The 17,018-nt window shown below is 41.0% G+C and carries 18 protein-coding genes; 14 read left to right on the forward strand and 4 right to left on the reverse strand.

Annotated elements, in window-relative coordinates:
• The first annotated feature begins 73 nt into the window (after nt 1–73).
• From G9371_RS09870 to G9371_RS09880, 3 genes are all read left to right on the forward strand, one after another.
• On the forward strand, nt 74–1,390 hold the full coding sequence (locus G9371_RS09870) for an MFS transporter (RefSeq protein ID WP_029424191.1): 1,317 nt from the start codon (nt 74–76) through the stop codon (nt 1,388–1,390).
• 397 nt (nt 1,391–1,787) lie between these two features.
• Nucleotides 1,788–2,852 carry a catalase family peroxidase gene (locus G9371_RS09875; RefSeq protein ID WP_001061483.1) on the forward strand — a complete coding sequence of 355 codons (1,065 nt, stop codon included), beginning with the start codon at nt 1,788–1,790 and terminating at the stop codon, nt 2,850–2,852.
• Between the two features lie 12 nt (nt 2,853–2,864).
• Nucleotides 2,865–3,437, forward strand: a complete 573-nt coding sequence (locus G9371_RS09880; RefSeq protein WP_029424190.1) for a cytochrome b — start codon at nt 2,865–2,867, stop codon at nt 3,435–3,437.
• A 140-nt stretch (nt 3,438–3,577) separates the two neighbouring features.
• Here the strand turns inward: G9371_RS09880 and G9371_RS09885 are convergent, their stop codons facing one another.
• Entirely contained in the window at nt 3,578–3,862 is a 285-nt protein-coding gene (locus tag G9371_RS09885; protein WP_001277471.1) for a DUF1330 domain-containing protein, read from the reverse strand.
• A gap of 62 nt (nt 3,863–3,924) precedes the next feature.
• The gene (locus G9371_RS09890) at nt 3,925–4,587 is read right to left on the reverse strand and encodes a GntR family transcriptional regulator (RefSeq protein WP_001049495.1); all 663 of its coding nucleotides are present in this window, start codon (nt 4,585–4,587) and stop codon (nt 3,925–3,927) included.
• Nucleotides 4,588–4,739: 152 nt separating this feature from the next.
• Between G9371_RS09890 and G9371_RS09895 the strand changes: the two genes are divergently transcribed.
• The 10 genes from G9371_RS09895 (at nt 4,740) to G9371_RS09940 (ending at nt 14,468) form a co-directional block, all read left to right on the forward strand.
• On the forward strand, nt 4,740–5,342 hold the full coding sequence (locus G9371_RS09895; protein WP_000420415.1) for an amino acid synthesis family protein: 603 nt from the start codon (nt 4,740–4,742) through the stop codon (nt 5,340–5,342).
• On the forward strand, nt 5,311–6,102 hold the full coding sequence (locus tag G9371_RS09900) for an alpha/beta fold hydrolase (protein WP_000987212.1): 792 nt from the start codon (nt 5,311–5,313) through the stop codon (nt 6,100–6,102). Before G9371_RS09895 ends, G9371_RS09900 begins: the two co-directional genes overlap by 32 nt.
• A gap of 30 nt (nt 6,103–6,132) precedes the next feature.
• Nucleotides 6,133–7,065, forward strand: a complete 933-nt coding sequence (gene tgnA, locus G9371_RS09905; protein ID WP_004747604.1) for a flavin-dependent trigonelline monooxygenase reductase component — start codon at nt 6,133–6,135, stop codon at nt 7,063–7,065.
• 2 nt (nt 7,066–7,067) lie between these two features.
• A complete protein-coding gene (tgnB, locus tag G9371_RS09910; protein ID WP_029424189.1) occupies nt 7,068–8,105 on the forward strand; it encodes a flavin-dependent trigonelline monooxygenase oxygenase component in 1,038 nt (345 codons plus the stop codon).
• Between the two features lie 11 nt (nt 8,106–8,116).
• Entirely contained in the window at nt 8,117–9,586 is a 1,470-nt protein-coding gene (gene tgnC, locus G9371_RS09915; protein ID WP_165471268.1) for a (Z)-2-((N-methylformamido)methylene)-5-hydroxybutyrolactone dehydrogenase, read from the forward strand.
• Between the two features lie 122 nt (nt 9,587–9,708).
• Nucleotides 9,709–9,852 carry a hypothetical protein gene (locus tag G9371_RS09920; RefSeq protein ID WP_081313759.1) on the forward strand — a complete coding sequence of 48 codons (144 nt, stop codon included), beginning with the start codon at nt 9,709–9,711 and terminating at the stop codon, nt 9,850–9,852.
• Between the two features lie 38 nt (nt 9,853–9,890).
• Nucleotides 9,891–11,297: a purine-cytosine permease family protein gene (locus G9371_RS09925; protein WP_029424187.1), complete on the forward strand. Its 1,407-nt coding sequence runs from the start codon at nt 9,891–9,893 to the stop codon at nt 11,295–11,297.
• 25 nt (nt 11,298–11,322) lie between these two features.
• Nucleotides 11,323–12,492 (forward strand): hypothetical protein, encoded by a 1,170-nt coding sequence (locus G9371_RS09930; protein ID WP_029424186.1) that lies wholly within the window; start codon nt 11,323–11,325, stop codon nt 12,490–12,492.
• Between the two features lie 138 nt (nt 12,493–12,630).
• Complete coding sequence (locus G9371_RS09935) at nt 12,631–14,088, forward strand: NAD-dependent succinate-semialdehyde dehydrogenase (protein ID WP_029424185.1); 1,458 nt, start codon at nt 12,631–12,633, stop codon at nt 14,086–14,088.
• The gene (locus G9371_RS09940) at nt 14,085–14,468 is read left to right on the forward strand and encodes a carboxymuconolactone decarboxylase family protein (protein WP_029424184.1); all 384 of its coding nucleotides are present in this window, start codon (nt 14,085–14,087) and stop codon (nt 14,466–14,468) included. The genes G9371_RS09935 and G9371_RS09940 overlap by 4 nt, the downstream gene beginning before the upstream one ends.
• Nucleotides 14,469–14,532: 64 nt before the next feature.
• Here the strand turns inward: G9371_RS09940 and G9371_RS09945 are convergent, their stop codons facing one another.
• Nucleotides 14,533–15,438 (reverse strand): LysR family transcriptional regulator, encoded by a 906-nt coding sequence (locus tag G9371_RS09945; RefSeq protein WP_029424183.1) that lies wholly within the window; start codon nt 15,436–15,438, stop codon nt 14,533–14,535.
• Nucleotides 15,439–15,536: 98 nt separating this feature from the next.
• Here G9371_RS09945 and G9371_RS09950 point away from each other — a divergent pair, with 98 nt between their 5' ends.
• Nucleotides 15,537–16,133 (forward strand): NAD(P)H-dependent oxidoreductase, encoded by a 597-nt coding sequence (locus tag G9371_RS09950; RefSeq protein ID WP_029424182.1) that lies wholly within the window; start codon nt 15,537–15,539, stop codon nt 16,131–16,133.
• 56 nt (nt 16,134–16,189) lie between these two features.
• On the opposite strand, the gene pobR is transcribed toward G9371_RS09950, so the two are convergent.
• Entirely contained in the window at nt 16,190–17,005 is an 816-nt protein-coding gene (gene pobR, locus G9371_RS09955; RefSeq protein WP_001139492.1) for an IclR family transcriptional regulator PobR, read from the reverse strand.
• Nucleotides 17,006–17,018 lie beyond the last annotated feature (13 nt).

Below are 17,018 nucleotides of genomic sequence, written 5' to 3' on the forward strand. Positions count from 1 at the left end.
TATCGTTATCGGTCAACTCGTCTTTAAAATCTTGATAGGACGCGTCTTAAGGCTCATTTTCAGGAGAAAATAAATGAGTTTAACGCAAAGCATGGAATTATCGGCTGAAGCAATTGCCGAAAAGCAATTAATAAAAAAAGTAGCATGGAAAATCATGCCATTAATTATGGTGTGTTACTTATTTGCTTTTTTTGATCGTATCAACATTAGTTTCTCCAAGTTTCAGTTACAAGCTGATTTATCTCTAAGCAATACAGCTTATGGCCTTGGTGCCAGTTTGTTTGTAATTGGGTATGTAATATTTGAAGTACCGAGTAATTTATTGCTACATAAATTTGGTGCAAGAAAATGGATTGCACGCATCATGATTTCTTGGGGTGTTGCAACGGCCTTAATGGTATTTGTGACCACAGAGTGGCAATTTTATGTATTGCGTTTCTTGATTGGTGCAATGGAGGCTGGCTTTGCTCCGGGTGTGCTGTATTACATGACGCTTTGGTTTCCTCAAAGCTATCGTGGTCGAATTATTTCATTATTTTTCCTTGCTTCTGCTTTTTCAGGCATCTTTGGAGGACCAATTTCAGGGGTGTTATTGTCATCACTCGATGGTGTGATGAACATGCGTGGTTGGCATTGGTTATTTTTAGTCGGTGGCGTGCCTTGCGTTTTACTGGGTCTTTGTGTTCTTACTTATTTAAAAGATCGTATTGATGATGCGCAATGGCTATCATCCTCAGAAAAAGCTCACTTAAAACGTTTGGTTGAACCTAAACAACCAGAAAAGGCTTCTCATTCATTATGGGCTGCCATTAAAACCCCGGGATTATTAATTTTAGGTGCTATCTATTTTCTGATTCAAATTGCATCTTATGGTTTAAATTTCTGGGGGCCACAGTTAATAAAAAGCTCAGGCATTGATGATACCCAAATGATTGGTTTTCTTAGTGCCATTCCATACCTCATGGGAGCAATTACAATGGTAATTGTTGGACGTTTAGCAGATAAATCTGGAGAACGTTTAAAATTTACTGCTGGTTTACTCTCTTTAGGTGCTATTGGTTTCTTTACCGCCGGTTTCTTTGATGCGAACCCCGTTGTTGTGGTCATTTCGCTTGCTTTATTAGGGGCCGGTATTGTTGCTGCAATTCCTTCTTTCTGGAATTTACCACCTAAAGTCTTGGTCGGAGCTGGGGCGGGGGCTGCTGGTGGCACAGCGCTTATTAATACATTAGGGCAAGTAGGGGGAATTGTTAGCCCTATTATGGTTGGCCATATTAAAGACATAACAGGGAGCACAACGCCTGCGCTGTATATTATTGCAAGCTTATGTGTTGTGTGTATTGCACTACTAATATGGGCTACGCCAAAACGGTTAAAAGAGAAAGGTTAAACGATTCACTCATGCTCAAAGCCAGTTGGTTGGCTGGGCATGAGTGTATTTAATATGAAAATGACCTAATAGTTAAAATATAAAATTTATAGCCAACTTATAAAACTAAAAGCCAATGTGACTTGTCAAAAAGTGGGAACTTTTACTTTTTTCGTTCCCATGCTTTATTTATCTCTATTCAAATGTTAATAAACTTAATACTAACCTCACGGTACGTAACTTATATGGCCCAGAAATAAATATTATATTAAGGCTTATCACTATTAGATTCAGAAATTTCGGGATTTTATTTACTTAGCTAATCTTGAACATAATTCCATCAATATAAGTAATACTCTTTTTATAGGATCAAACTTTTCTTTATAAATGCAGCTATATAATTTACACAGGATGAAGAATGAATAATTTGAATTTTAAAACTCTAAAGAAGTATTGGCTGCGATTCGTGGGTATTGCTGTAATCGCAGGCGCTTTAGTATTGGCATTTGCTTGGACCGCTGGTCTATTTGGACATCGAACAACATCCAAAACTTTTTTGGGTGACACATTAAAAAACTTTGATCCCGGATATCGACGTGCACACGGTAAAGGTATTTGTTTTGATGGCACTTACCATAGTAATGGTGCGGCAGCAGCACTCTCTAAAGCCACTGTATTTGCCAAGTCTGATATACCGGCAATTGGCCGATTTTCTATTGGAAGCGGTAACCCGCATGCGGCAGATAATTCTACCGCAACAGTGAGTATGGCTTTATTACTTTCTCCAGCCGATCATTCGCAGTGGCGCATGAAATTAAACAACTTTCCTTATTTCCCGACTCGAAATGCTGAAGGTTTTTTGGCGCAGCAAAAAGCATTTAAACCGGTTCCGTCTACTGGTAAACCTGATCCAGTCCTTGTTGAGGCGTTTTTAAAAGAATATCCCGAAGCGCGTAAGTCTATTGAGCAAAAGGCCAAGATGCCATTAACCGGTAGTTTTAGCGGTGCAGAATTTTATGTCGTAAATGCCTTTATATTGCGAGCGGCCAATGGACAAGAACAGCCAGTCCGTTGGTCTATGCGTCCTCATTCAAAATTTATTAGTCTGACGAAAGAGCAACGTGATCAAGCTGATCATGATTTCTTATTTAAAGACATCAAAAAACGTTTGGCTGAAGGACCGCTCTATTGGGACTTGGTTTTGCAACTTGCCGAGCCGGGAGACCCGGTGAATGACCCATCTCAGCCTTGGCCAAAAGACCGTAAAGAAGTTATAGCCGGAACATTAGAAGTCAAAAATGTAACTGATCAGGTAAATGGCGCATGTCGTGATATTAACTTTGACCCAACTTTGGTGCCACCGGGAATTGAGTTATCAGATGACCCAGTACTCGCAGCACGAGCGGCGATCTATTCACAGTCTTACAATGCTCGATTACGTGAAATTGGATTTGGCAAAGCAACGGATGCCGTGGGCAAATAGGAGAGATGAACAATGCAAAATAAATCTAACGATAATGCTCCACGTCATTTTAATTTGACTGCGCGAATACTGCATTGGCTTATGGCGGCAGCAATTCTGGCTATGCTATTTATTGGGGTAGGAATGACCACCTCAATGACTTGGCGTCCGTGGTTAATCGATATTCACCGTCCTTTAGGAATCGCAATCTTACTATTGGTCATCATAAGATTAATAAATCGACTCTGTTATCCAATTCCACCTTTGCCGCCGACTGTACCGCGCTGGCAGGCGTTTCTTGCCCATGCATCACATTGGCTACTTTATATTTTGATGTTTAGTTTGCCATTGCTCGGATGGGCGACGCTATCAGCAGGTAACTGGCCTGTCACTTTATTTCCGGGTTGGGATCTTCCACCTATAGCACCAACCAACTCTACGCTTTACGCTTGGTTCCGTACATTACATGGAATTTTGGCTTGGCTATTATTTGCTGTTGTCATTGGTCATTTATCTGCTGCATTATTACATGCATGGATTTATCGCGATGGCGTATTTTCGAGTATGGCTTTGGGGCCTTCTTCTAAAAAAGAAGAAGCTGATTAGTTTGCTTGAAATTTTTTCGATTGAACGATGAGTTAATGGTGAGGTTTTTATAAGGTTTATTTAAAACATATAAATAAGCTCGCTGATGTAACAACTTAAAATAGAATTGATTTCTCAAGTTGAGAAATCAATTCAGCAATTTAGATCCCTTCAACAAAACTCACCATGACATCACAGCAGCCTTGGCGTTTACTTTTGGCAAGCTGATATTCAGGTGAAAAATAACATTCACGTGCGGTTTCCATATCTGGAAACTCAATCACCACATGACGTTCAAACTCTTGTCCTTCTAAGACTTCTGAGGCACCGCCACGCGCAAGAAACTTGGCGCCGTACTTTTGAAAAGCTTGCGGAGCAGTGGCCATATATTGTTTATATTGTTCCATATCATGAATGGTGACATGAGCAATCCAGTACGCAGACATATCGTATTTCCCTATAACTTATTCAATAAAGGTCTATTTACCTTTTCCTAAAATTTGTGATTTCACGCATCTAAAATATTTTTTGCGACAGCAGCAGCTTCAGCAATATGTTCAGCAACAGCTTGTTTTGCCTTTTCAGGGTCTTTGTGAAGATAGATGGCCTCACACATATTTTTAATACGTTGATAACCTGAAATTTCACGCTTTGTTGATTTCATGGTCATGGCACGAAGACGGCTAATTCGACCGTTTAAACGTTGAACCACTTCCCAAGCAATATGGTGATTGGCTGTAGTAAAAATAGTTTCATAAAGCCGGGTAGAGGTCGCAATAATGAGATTGATGTCATCGGCGGCAAATGCAGCTTTAAGATCTTCTAATAGAAGTTTTAATTTTTCAGCAGTTTTTTCATCTAGATTTTTAGTGCAGTCGACCACGGCACTTTGCTCTAATAAAAGACGAATTTCATAAATTTGTGAAGCGATGTCCCAGTTAAGGAGCGAAACGATAGGGCCTTTATTTGGCAAAATCTCGACTAAACCTTCTGCTTCCAAATAACGAATCACTTCGCGAACGACAGAACGGCTCACGCCAAGTTCTTCACATAACGTTCTTTCAACCAATCTTTTTCCTGAAGGGAAATAGCCCGTAATAATGGCATTACGCACTTTATCTAAACACAGCTCTCGTAAAGTTACGGGCGGGTTTTCAATTTTAAGATTCATAAATAATTAAATTTTCCTGTTTTTTAACATGTTGAGTTTCATTACATGTTTTTCAATAAAAATTAGCATAGCAAACTCTTGCTTTTTTTTCAGTATGTATTATGGTATACCATAATACGAATGGCAAGATAATTTACTTGCAAGGAAGAGCAATGGAACTCATACGTAAAACTGTGCTTCATGTAGAAACCACTTATGTAGATGGCGGCAAAGAAGCAGCCAAGCCTTTAAAAATGGTGGCAGCAGCAGCGGTGATTAAAAATCCGTGGGCAGGGCAAGGTTATGTAGAAAACCTAACACCAGAAATTCGTCGTATCGCTCCAATCTTAAGCGAGCATTTAACCAAGCTTATTCTTGATGAAGTCGGTTCGGGCGAGGCTGTTGAAGCTTTTGGTAAAAGTGCAGTGGTGGGCTTAAATGGTGAACTTGAGCATGCATCAGCTTTAATTCACACCTTACATTTTGGTAATACTTACCGTAGTGCTGTTGGCGCGAAGTCTTATTTGGCATTTAACAATACCCGTGGCCCAGCAAATGCGCCGATTTTAATTCCAATGATGGATAAAAATGACGAAGGCCGCCGTTCTCATTACTTAACATTGCAATTTGCAATTCCAGATGCACCTGCTGCCGACGAACTGGTTGTTGTGATTGGTGCAGCAACAGGTGGTCGACCACATCATCGTATTGGTGATCGTTATAAAGATTTGGAAGAGTTAGGTCATGATGTCAAAAACCCTGCAGCTGTCAAATAACCGTATTGCTCACTATTTTGAGCAAGGCGAAGGAGAGCCTCTGGTTCTGATCCATGGAGTGGGAATGCAAGCTGCGGCATGGTATCCACAAATTGAATATTTTTCTAAACATTATCATGTGATTTCAGTAGATATGCCGGGACATGGTCAAAGCACCAAATTACCGGCAGACGCAAAATTACAAGATTTTGTTGAATGGACCATCGAATTTATTACAGCCTTAAATTTAGGCCCGGTAAATTTAGCAGGGCATTCAATGGGCTCGCTAATTACCACAGGCGTCAGTGTTACCCGTCCTGATTTAGTTAAACGGATGGCTGTACTCAATGGTGTGTATAAACGGACACCACAGGCACGTCATGCAGTCATCCAAAGAGCTGAAGAGTTAAAAACAGGCCGTATTGATGTTGAAACTCCACTACAACGCTGGTTTGGTGAAAGTGAAGTCGAGCGTATAGCTGCTGCCAAAGTAAAAACTTGGCTCGAAAATGTCGACTTGTCTGGTTATACCACTGCATATTCTGCGTTTGCACAAGGCGATGAAACCTATGCAGATGACTGGTCAAAGATCACTTGTCCTGCTTTGGTGTTAACCGGAACGGATGATCCGAATTCAACTGCAGAAATGGCAATACAAATGGCAAAACAGGCAAAGCATGGCACTGCAATTGTCATTGAAAATGAACGTCACATGGTGAACTTAACTGCACCTGACAAAGTGAATAATGCAATGCAAGCGTGGTTGGAAACCAGCGTTTAATTTGCCACACATTGCTGAAGGAATATAACAATGAGTGAAATGGATACTATTAATAAAATGCGTGAACTACGTGATGCTTTCGGGTCATTTATGACGGGCGTTACGGTGGTCACAACCTGTAAAGAAGATGGAACGCCACTTGGCTTTACAGCGAACTCTTTTGCTTCGGTGTCTTTGGACCCAGCTTTACTTCTAGTGAGTATTGCCAAGACATCAAGCAATTATCATAACTTTGCAAATGCTACACATTTTGCAATCAATATTTTGGCAGAAGAGCAAAAGGATGTTTCGAATACCTTTGCTCGTCCAAGCGAAGACCGTTTTGCAAATCTTTCATGGTCAAAAAGTGCTTGCCAGAACCCGCTGATCGATCATGTCAGTGCATGGTTTGACTGTACAACCTATCAAGTTGTCGATGCAGGTGACCATGCCATTTTAATTGGTAAAGTTGAAGATTTTGCTTCGACCGGTTTTGCAGGTCTTGGTTATTATCGTGGTGGATACTTCACACCAGCGAAACTTTCTGCCGAGGTGATCTCTGGTCCTAAAGTGGTGATGAGTGCCATTATCGGACATGAAAATACCATTTTACTTGAAGAAACTGCCGATCATAAATGGACTATTCCGCATGTCATGGTCGATAAAGACGGTGCCGATAAAGCACTTGAGAAAATCTTTGCACAATATCAGCCAGATGCTTCTGCCAACTTCATTTACTCTGTATATGAAAACGTTGAAAACCAGCAGCAATATATTTCATTTTTATGCAACACACCCGTAGCTCAAGCCACTAAAGGTCAGTTTGTCGATTTAAATGATCTTGAGAAACTTGAGTTTGTAGACAGTGCTTTAGAAAGTATGCTGATGCGCTATCGCAAAGAAAACCATTTGAAAACTTATGGTGTTTATTACGGAAATCAGACAACAGGTACAGTTCGTCAAATCGTTAAAGAGGAAGTTTAATCATGCGTTTTTCATTATTTGTGCATATGGAACGTGTTTCTGATCAGCAAACCCAGAAGCAGCTTTATGATGAAATGATTGAGCTTTGTCAGATTGCAGACCGTGGCGGTATGCATGCGGTTTGGACAGGTGAGCACCACGCCATGAACTTTACCATTGCACCGAACCCATTTTTAAATCTGGTCGATTTAGCGAATAAAACCAAAAATGTTCGTTTAGGTACGGGTACGGTGGTAGCGCCATTCTGGCATCCGATTAAACTTGCAGGTGAAGCTGCAATGACCGACATTATTACCAATGGCCGTTTAGATATTGGTATTGCTCGTGGTGCATATTCGTTTGAATATGAACGTATGGTTCCGGGCATGGATGCATGGAGTGCAGGTCAGCGTTTACGTGAAATGATTCCCGCAATTAAAAACCTTTGGAAAGGCGATTATGAGCATAACGGGGAATTTTGGCAGTTTCCAAAAACGACTTCGGCGCCTCAACCGCTTCAACAACCGCATCCACCAATTTGGGTTGCTGCCCGTGATCCAAATAGCCACGAATTTGCTGTGCAAAATGGCTGTAATGTACAGGTAACACCGTTACATTTAGGTGATGAAGAAGTTGAAAAGCTCATGGGGCATTTCAATGCAGCTTGTAAAAAGTTCAGTGATGTACCGCGTCCGGAAATTATGTTGCTCCGCCATACCTATGTGGCAGATAGTGAAGAAGATGCTCAACTGGCAGCAGATGAAATCAATACCTTCTATAACTACTTCGGCGCTTGGTTTAAAAATGAGCGTGAAATTCATCAAGGTTTAATTGCACCTTTAAGCCCTGAAGAAATTGCTGCACATCCTTTTTATACACCTGAGGCGATGCGCAAAAATAACGTGATTGGACAAGCCCAAGAAGTCATTGACCGCTTAAAAGCTTATGAAGCAATGGGCTATAACGAATATTCTTTCTGGATTGATACGGGCATGAGCTTTGAACGTAAAAAAGCCTCATTAGAACGTATGATCAATGAAGTTATGCCGGCATTTGCATAGAGGCGAATATCATGACAGCAGATTTTCAGCTTTATATTAATGGTCAATTTGAATCTGGTGCAGCAACGTTTGAAAGTATTAATCCTGCAACAGGTGAAGTCTGGGCACATATGCCGGAAGCTCGAACCGATGAAGTCAATCGAGCAGTTCAAGCGGCATCTCAGGCATTAAAAGCACTGGAGTGGGCAGGTTTAACGGCCTCCCAGCGCGGTAAATTGCTCTATAAATTGGCTGATTTAATTGAAAAAGCTGCACCGCAACTTGCTCAAATTGAAACCAGTGACACGGGCAAAATTATTCGTGAAACATCGAGCCAGATTGCCTATGTCGCTGAATATTATCGCTACTATGCAGGTATTGCCGACAAATTAGAGGGCAGTTTTCTACCGATTGATAAGGCAGACATGCAAGCATGGATTGTTCGTGAACCCGTGGGTGTGGTTGCTGCAATTGTTCCTTGGAACAGTCAGTTATTTTTATCGGCAGTGAAGGTAGGTCCAGCTTTAGCGGCAGGTTGTACCGTCGTGCTAAAAGCCTCTGAAGACGGCCCTGGACCATTGTTAGCCTTTGCTAAATTGGTCCATGAAGCGGGTTTTCCGGCTGGAGTGGTCAACGTGATTACCGGTTTCGGACCTGAATGTGGCGCCGTGCTGAGTAGTCATCCTGATGTTGCACATGTTGCGTTTACAGGCGGTCCAGAAACGGCAAGGCACATTGTGCGTAACTCGGCTGAAAATCTTGCAAAAGTTTCACTCGAATTAGGCGGAAAATCACCATTTATTGTATTTGCTGATGCAGATATTCAAAGTGCGGTAAATGCTCAGGTCGCTGCTATTTTTGCTGCTACTGGGCAAAGTTGTGTAGCAGGTTCACGCTTACTGGTTGAAGAAAGCATTAAAGATGAATTTGTTCAGCGTTTGGTTGAGCGTGTACAAACCATAAAAATTGGTTTACCTCATGAAATGGCAACCGAGTTTGGACCGCTTTGTACCTTACGCCAACGCCAAAAAATTGAGCAAGTCGTTGCAAGTTCAATCCAGCAAGGTGCAAAACTGCTTATTGGGGGTAAAAGCCTTGAGCGAGCAGGTTATTACTATCCACCAACCATTTTAGATTGCACCGACGCACCTCAAGCAGATTGCATTACCACTGAACTATTTGGTCCGGTGTTATCTGTAGATAGTTTCAAAGATGAAGCGGAAGCTGTGCAAAAAGCCAATAGTACGCCTTACGGGTTGGCAGCAGGCGTTTTTACCACCAATTTAAGCCGTGCTCACCGCATGACGAAAGTGATTGGGTCGGGAATTGTTTGGCTAAATACTTACCGTGCTGTTTCTCCACTTGCACCTTTTGGTGGACATGGGCTTTCGGGGCATGGTCGGGAAGGTGGTGCAAATGCTGTTTTAGATTACACCACCACAAAAACAGTTTGGTTACGTACCTCAGATGAGCCAATTGATGACCCATTTGTCATGAGATAAGTCATGACTTGAGGTATGAAAATATAACGGGATTTTAATTTCAAGGATGAAAAAATGAATCAGTCAAACTTATCAATCGCCTAAAGCTTTAAATAGTTGAAAACGTAAAACTAGATGTATCGATGCTTAATCAAGTATTGATTGGACTGGCTTTACCTTTTTCTTGGCTAAAACAACACAAACAGAGAAATAAGCTGTTTGTAAAAGGAATTAAAAAGATGAGGCCGAGTCATACCGACATGACTTTGGCTGGGCAGATTTTTTGATGTTGAGGAAATGAATTCCTCAAAGAGAGATTAAGGATATGAGCCAAAACGAAAATAGCAATAATGCTTTCGCCATCGAAAGTCATTCCATTGATTATGTTGCTCCCTCTGAACGTAATGGGAAAGTTCGCGATCTATTCACATTATGGTTTTGTACCAATATTGCACCGCTCGCCGTCATTACGGGTGCAATGTCAATTTTAACCTTTAACCTCAATATTGTAAGTGCATTGCTTGCGATCTGCTGCGGACATTTTTTTGGTGCAGCGATTTTAGCTTTAACCTCTGCACAAGGCCCACAGGTCGGCATTCCTCAAATGATTCAGAGCCGCGCACAGTTCGGGCGTTATGGGGCATTGCTGGTTGTACTGTTTACCACCCTCATTTATTTAGGTTTTTTCATCTCTAACATTATTTTGTCAGGCAAAACCCTTCATACCGTTGTTCCTGCTATTCCTGTGCCGACTGCGACCGTGATTGGTGCGATTGCAGCAACCACAATAGGCGTGATCGGTTACCACTTTATTCATAAGTTCAATAAAATCGGAACTTGGTTTATGGGTGGTTCGTTGCTCATTGGCCTCATGATTATGGTGCCGCATATTAATGCAGATGTACTTGCTAAAGGCTCTTTCAATATGAAAGGCTGGTTTGCCATGTTTGGTTTGTGTGCGGTATGGCAAATTAGTTTCTCGCCTTATACCTCAGACTATTCACGATATTTGCCGAAGTCGATTGGTATTTATAAGCCATTTATCTTTACCTATTTAGGCGCATCGTTAGGAACCATTTTTGCGATGGCATTTGGGACGATTGCGGTCAGTATTGGCTCAACGGCAGATGCCATGGAAGCAGTAAAGTCAGGTACTGGACTGTTCGGTTATGTTCTTATGATTTTGTTCTTATGCAATATCATTGGTCACAATGCCATGAACCTATACGGCGCGGTTCTGTCGTGTATTACTTCTATTCAGACTTTTGCAGGGCAGTGGATGCCAAGCCGAAATATCCGAGTCGTGTTATCAATCATTGTGTTAGTTCTAGCGACTTTAACGGCGCTTTGGGCATCAAGTAACTTTATTAGTTTCTTCTTGAATGTGATTTTTGCTCTGTTATTTATTTTGGTGCCATGGGTGTCTATTAATTTACTAGATTTCTATGTGGTAAATAAAAAGTCTTATGACATTCAATCCATCTTTGCACGTGATGGTGGTATTTACGGCAAATTTAATGCAAAAGCGCTTACGGCTTATTTCATTGGGATTGCGGTACAAATTCCGCTCTTAAAAAATGCGTTTTTCACAGGTGCATTGGCTGATGTAATTCCGGATGCGGATATTTCATGGGTCATTGGTTTGGTGGTGAGTCTGGTGGTGTATTACGTCTTTAATCTAGGAAAGATTAAATGTTCTGCACCTGCATTAAACGCAAAATTACCTCAATAAGCATTGTAGTGAAAGGAATCCGACAATGAAAAAAAGCTATTTACAAGTGGCTCTAAGCACAGCATTGATGGCTGTAATCTATCCGAGTTACGCAGGTATAAGTTTTGGAAACACCGATGATGAATACGGCAAGCTCACCGTATCCGGCTATGTTCGCGCTAACTATCAAGATAAACACTATGGAGAGTCTGCTTCTGATCAAAAAATTCGTTTTGATGCTGCGCAGTTAAAACTGGACTACGAGCGTGGACCGTTATTTGGTCATGCGGAATATCGTTGTTATCAATATGACCATCTATGTGATTTTTCTACCTTAATTGATGGTTATGTAGGGTACAAATTAAATAAAACAGATCAAGTGGTGGCAGGTGTTCAGCCGATTCCATTTGGACCGGGACGTTTTTGGGGCAATAGCCTATATGGAAGTATGAGCACAACCGCAGGTTTAGAAGACGTTCATAATCTTGGTTTGAATTATCATTTTGAATTGCCGACAGCAACCAAGTTTGATGTGGGGTATTTTGCGGTAGATGGTGGAAACTACACAGGCTCTACCCAAGATTCAGGTCGCTACACTGCAAATTATGTGAGTTCAGACGATCCCAACAAAACCGATTTGCAAGAAAAGAACATGTGGGTAGGCCGAGTGACTCAAAATATAAATCTTGGAATTAATGGATTAACCACACAACTCGGTGGCTCCTATTGGACATCCGATATTGAAAATAAAGCCACTTCGAGTGATGGGCGCCGTCATGCATGGGCACTTTTTGGCAAAGCCAATTATGGCAATTTAAATGTGACCCTTACTGGCGGTAAAAATGATGTAACTAATCAGGACCAGCTTAATCCTAATCAGTCGCTCATGGGCTCTTACGACAGTGAATATTATGTAGCTAACAAAGGAACTTTCTATACGGCAGATGTGGGCTACTCTTTCAAAAATGTTAAGCAAATCGGAAACATTACGCCGTACTTTATGTACAGCCATTACGATAAAGATCAGGACAGTATGAAAGATTCGATTCGTAATATTATTGGTGTGTCTATTGACCATAAACAGCTATCTTTGGTGGCTGAATACATCATGAGTAAAAATGACCCATTCATTGGTGGGACTCAAGATTCATTGGCAAAAGGGGATGATAACCAGTGGAATAAGTTGCTTAACTTAACGCTGTTTTATTATTTCTAAAGACATTTAAACATTCGGGCATACCGAAAATTTTTTTAAATTAATTTTTGGTATGCCATAATACAAAGTTGATGGTGAGCTATTTAATTTATGTATCGCTCGACTATCAATGCAGAAGATCTTAATAGGATAATGATCATGCAGCTTAATGAACTCGCTTTATTTCGTCAGCAAGCTTTTGTTGCTGGAAAGTGGTGCGATGCAGACCATCAACAAACATCCGAAATTTTAAATCCAGCGACATTAGAGGTTATTGGTACTGTCCCAAATATGGGCAAGGCTGAAGCCGAGCGTGCCATTGAAGCTGCCAAAGAAGCTTGGCCGCTATGGAAAAATAAAACAGCAAAAGATCGATCAATTATTTTAAAAAAATGGTTCGATTTAATTATTTCAAATGCAGATGAATTGGCTTTTATTTTAACAAGTGAGCAAGGAAAGCCTTTAGCCGAAGCCAAAGGTGAAATTTTATATGCTGCCAGTTTTATTGAATGGTTTGCCGAAGAAGCAAAACGAGTGTATGGCGATATTATTCCGAGTCCATATCCAGATGCTCGTATTGTTGTAAATAAACAGCCTATTGGTGTTGTGGCAGCCATTACACCGTGGAATTTTCCCGCTGCCATGATTACGCGTAAGGTTGCTCCAGCCTTGGCGGCAGGTTGTCCTTGTATAGTAAAACCGGCGCCTGAAACGCCTTTTACTGCTTTGGCTTTAGTGGACTTAGCCGTGCAAGCGGGTGTGCCTGCTGAAATTTTTAGTGTGATTACAGGCGATGCAGCTCATATTGGTGATGCGATTTTTGAAAGTGATGTCATACGTAAGTTTACTTTTACGGGTTCAACACCAGTTGGCAAAATGTTGCTTGAGCGTTCAGCAAAAACCTTAAAAAAAGTTTCATTAGAATTGGGTGGCAATGCGCCGTTTATTGTATTTGATGATGCCGATTTAGAAGCAGCAATTGAGGGAGCGCTCATTGCTAAATTTAGAAATGCAGGGCAAACCTGTGTATGTGTCAATCGATTCTTAGTGCAGGCGGGCATTTATGAAAAATTTATTGCTGCCTTAAGCCAAAAAATTCAAAACTTTAATATTGGTAATGGATTAGAAGCAGGGCATGACATTGGGCCATTAATTAATGCCAATGCGGTGAAAAAAGTTGAAGCACATATTCAAGATGCCTTAGATAAAAATGGTCGTCTTGTGGTTGGTGGTAAAAGGCATACTGCGGGTGAATTATTTTTTGAACCGACACTGATTGCAGATGTTACCGCTGATATGGATGTGGCAACCCAAGAAACGTTTGGTCCGCTAGCAGCTGTATTCAAATTTGAAACCGAGCAACAAGCAGTTGAAATGGCAAATGCAACTGAATTTGGTTTAGCCGCATATTGTTATACCAAAGATTTAGGCCGTGCTTGGCGAATGAGTGAACAGCTTGATTATGGCATGGTCGGAATTAATAAAGGCCTTATTTCAAATGAAGTTGCGCCTTTTGGTGGCATTAAACAGTCTGGTTTGGGGCGTGAAGGTTCTAAATACGGTATTGAAGATTATCTGGAAATTAAATACACCTTGTTTGGAGGATTGAATATATGAGTAATGAAAAATTTGAAAAGGGTTTAGCAATCCGCAAACAAGTTCTTGGTGAAGAATATGTAAATAATTCAATCAACAATGCTGATGAGTTTAATCTTCCTCTTCAAGAATTAGTCACTGAATATTGCTGGGGAGCTGTTTGGGGGCGTGAAGAATTAAGTAAGCCTGAGCGCAGTTTAATTAACTTGGCAATGATCTCAGCTTTAAATCGTCCGCATGAATTAAAACTACATGTTAAAGGTGCACTTCGAAATGGTGTACCTAAAGAGAAAATTCGTGAAGTGCTTTTGCAGGTTGCAATTTACTGTGGCGTGCCTGCTGCTGTAGATAGCTTTCGAATTGCTAAAGAGGCAATTAAAGAGTTTGAATCTGAGCATTAAACGTTGCCTTTGAATAATTAAAAAAGCCTTGTTCAAGTGGACGAGGCTTTTTTTATTTTTAAGCTTATTTGTTCAGTTCAGGGGGTAAATGCTGCGCCAAATAATCAATTGCAAGACGGGTTTTGAGTGGCATAAAAGGCAGTGTAGGCCATACCAAATGAATCGGAAAAGCAGTGCTCGACATGGCGTCTAACACTTGTACCAGCTTACCGTCCTGTAATTCATTTTGAATGAGCCAGTCGGGTAGCCAAGCGATACCAGCTCCAGCAAGCGCTGCATTTTTAATAGCTTGTAAGTCATTTAAAAGAAGTTTTGCTTTGGGCTTAATAAAGAAAGGCTCGCTATTTTCTTTTTGAAGTCGCCATTTCTGCATTTGACCAAAATGCGGATCGGCAATCGTGGCGTGATGCTCTAAGTCTTCAATATGTTCTAGGGGACCTGCTTCATTTAAATAGTCAGGTGAGGCACAAAGTAGCATTCGATGCTCACCAATCGGCTTGGCAACGAGCTGAGTGGTGTCAGGCAATGCCCCGATTCTTATACATAAATCAAAACCTTCTTCGATCAAGTCTACATTTCGGTCATTAAATGAAATTTCTAACTGTAAGTCCGCATGTTGCTGAGCAAATTTAACCATGAGCGGGGCAGCAAAAAGTTGCCCGAACAGCACTGGCACAGACATTCTTAACCGGCCTGTTGCGTTAATTTTCCTTTGGTCTAATAAAGCTGCTGCATTTTGTATTTCACTTAACGCTCGACGGCTATGTTCATAAAACAAAGCGCCTTCGTCAGTCATGCTGAGTGAACGTGTTGTTCTTTTAAATAAAGCCACACCAAGCTGATCTTCAAGGCGAGCAATATTTTTACTTATGGCTGAGCGAGTTAAATGCAATTGCTCGGCAGCTTTTACAAAACTTCCAGCTTCAACCACAGTCACAAATATAGATATTGCACTTAGTTCATGTTGCATGATTGTTGCCTAAAAGGAATCAATGATAAGAAATAATATCATCACTGTTGAATTTATTGTGGAGTTAATATGGCTTCATCAAAAACGTGGAGACAGTCATGGCTAAAATATTGGTATTAAAATCCAGCATTATGGGTGAGGGTTCACAAACCAATCGCCTAATTGATGTAATGCTTGAACATCGAAAAGACCAAGGTTTGCAAGATGACATTACCATACGCAATTTAGCTGAAACGAACTTGCCTGTATTAGATTTAGAAATTTTTCAGGCGCTTCGTGGGGCTGAAAATGTAAATCAAGACATTCAACGAATCGTAACTTTGTCGGACGAATTAATTGCTGAATTAAAAAGCGCTGATTTATTGATCATTGGCGCACCCATGTACAACTTAAATGTCCCGACTCAACTTAAAAACTGGTTTGATTTAGTGGCACGAGCAAGACAAACATTCCGCTATACCGAAACTTATCCTCAAGGTTTGGTTGAAGGGGTAAAAGCTGTGGTAGTAAGTAGTCGGGGTGGTATTCATGTCGGCCAAGAAACTGAGGCAGTTACACCTTATCTCAAAGCTGTGTTAGGGCTAATGGGCATTCATGACGTCGATTTTATCTATGCAGAAGGCTTAGACATGCAGGCCTATCGCAGCAACGCTTTAGATTTGGCAAGCCAGCAAGTTAAAGAATTCGCTGTTTAAAATTATGAGTTGAAACTCTTGTACCTCTAATTGATGACGAGAGTTTCTAAGTCTATTTAAATTACATTTCTAAGTTCATTTGCCGTGTTACGCAGCAATGGCAAAATTTGCTGAACCAAATAATCTTCTTGTATGCGGTTGGTTTGAGACATGCAGTTAAGTGCTGCCACTGCTTGACCTTGTGCATTAAAAACGGGCACGGCAATCGCAATTACACCAAGTTCATGTTCTTCTTTAGAAAGACAATAATCCGATAACGAAATACCCTTAAGCACTTCAAAAAACTTTGACTCATCTACTATGGTAAAAGGCGTTAAGCGTTTTAAACCGTAATTTTTTACCCACGTATGTTGCGCTTCTTCAGGTAGTGCTGCTAGCAATACTTTACCCGTGGAAGTGGCATGGGCAGGGAGACGGTTTCCTAAATGCATGCCATAAGGGCTAACGCGCAAATTATCTTGCTGTGGTAAATAACTACGGGCAATCGGCACCACTTCGTTATCGTCTAACACCACAATCGAAAAAGTCAGAGATGTCTGGGCACACAAAAGATTTAAAAATGATTGAGCAACTTTAGGCAGGTGGGCAGAGCTTAGATAAGAACTCGAAAAGCGCAGTACGCGATGAGTGAGCCAAAAGTAATGTTCATCGGTTTCTAAATAGCCTAAGTATTTTAAAGTTTTTAGGTAACGCCTTGCCGCTGTACGACTAATACCTGTTCGTTCTGCCACTTGAGTGACATTAAGCCGTTGCCGATCTGTTCCAAAAGCTTCCAATAAAGCCAAGCCTTTTGCTAATCCTGCAATGTAGTCATCTTGACGAATTTTCTCATGCGAGTTCGGGTGCTCTAGAAAAGCATCGAGAGAAGGCATCCTTTCATTCCTG

Source organism: Acinetobacter sp. EKM10A (assembly GCF_011075215.1).
In the GTDB taxonomy this organism is placed as follows: Bacteria; Pseudomonadota; Gammaproteobacteria; order Pseudomonadales; family Moraxellaceae; genus Acinetobacter; species Acinetobacter baumannii.